Genomic DNA, 1,175 nt, shown 5'->3' on the forward strand with positions numbered 1-1,175 from the left:
CTATAAAACATGGCAAAGGGCACGGACGACACCATCGCGGTGCGCATCAGCAAGGTGCTGGCGGACCGCATCATCTCGGGCGCGATCGAGCCGGGGGCCAGGCTTCGGCAGGATCATATCGCCGAGGAATTCCACACCAGCCATGTCCCGGTGCGCGAAGCCTTCCGCCGTCTCGAGGCGCAAGGGCTGGCCATCGGTGAGCCGCGCCGAGGCGTGCGAGTGGCGTCTTTCGATCTGGGCGAGGTCAAGGAAGTCGCCGAGATGCGGGCGGCACTCGAAGTGCTGGCGCTGCGCCACGCCGCGCCACACCTGACATCGGCCATTCTCAATCTCGCCGAGGAGGCGACCAAGGCCGGCGACAAGTCCCGCGATGTCCGGTCGTGGGAGGAAGCCAATCGCGCCTTCCACCGCTTGATCCTCGCGCCATGCGGCATGCCGCGCCTGCTCGCCACCATTGACGATCTGCATGCCGCAAGCGCCCGTTTCCTGTTCGCGGCATGGCGTTCGGAGTGGGAGACGCGCACCGATCAGGACCATCGCGCGATCCTCGCCGCCTTGCGGCAGGGAAACACCGAATCGGCCGCAGTGACGCTGGGACGGCACGTCCAATGGATTGGCCGCAAGCCGGTCAGGACGGCTTCCGGAACCACGCGAGAAGCCTTCGCCATCGTAGGTTAGACGACCTCCGCCAAAGCCAGGGCTTGCAATCTCCGGGGAAGTGTGGATTCGATAATAGATCGAAAACAGAAATTATCTATAATTTGCAATCGATCGAGGAATCCCAATGACAGACGTCGCATTCTCACCCAGCAAGCCGTCGTTCAGCCCGCTCCGGCTTCAGGATCGTTCTCTTGCCTGGCAGGTTGGAGCCGTCGTGCTTGGCACCCTGTTCCTGGCGCTGGCGTCCTACATCGAGGTGCCGATGGTGCCGGTCCCGGTAAACATGCAGACCTTTGCGGTGACCCTGATCGGCGCGCTCTATGGCTGGCGGCTTGGCGCCGTCACCATCGTCGCCTGGCTGGTCGAAGGGGCCATCGGCTTGCCGGTCCTGTCGGGAGGGGTAGGGGGCGCGTCGTATTTCGTCGGGCCGACGGGTGGCTATCTCTTCGCCTTCCCGCTTGTCGGCGCCCTGGTCGGTTGGCTGGCCGAACGCGGCTGGAAAGGCAACCGGGTGG

The 1,175-nt window shown here is 64.3% G+C and carries 2 protein-coding genes; both read left to right on the forward strand.

Features of this window, described 5'->3' with window-relative positions:
- The first annotated feature begins 9 nt into the window (after positions 1-9).
- Positions 10-678, forward strand: coding sequence for a GntR family transcriptional regulator (locus EN935_RS36880; protein WP_127265197.1), 669 nt, complete (start codon positions 10-12; stop codon positions 676-678).
- Positions 679-784: 106 nt separating this feature from the next.
- Positions 785-1,175 (forward strand): biotin transporter BioY (locus EN935_RS36885; protein WP_164771726.1); only part of this gene is annotated, 391 nt, incomplete at its 3' end.

The organism is Mesorhizobium sp. M7D.F.Ca.US.004.03.1.1, assembly GCF_003998635.1.
Lineage (GTDB): Bacteria > Pseudomonadota > Alphaproteobacteria > Rhizobiales > Rhizobiaceae > Mesorhizobium > Mesorhizobium loti.

Coding starts and splice junctions, on each gene's coding strand:
- EN935_RS36880 (WP_127265197.1), top strand. CDS start 10: ATGGCAAAGGGCACGGACGACACCATCGCGGTGCGCATCAGCAAGGTG.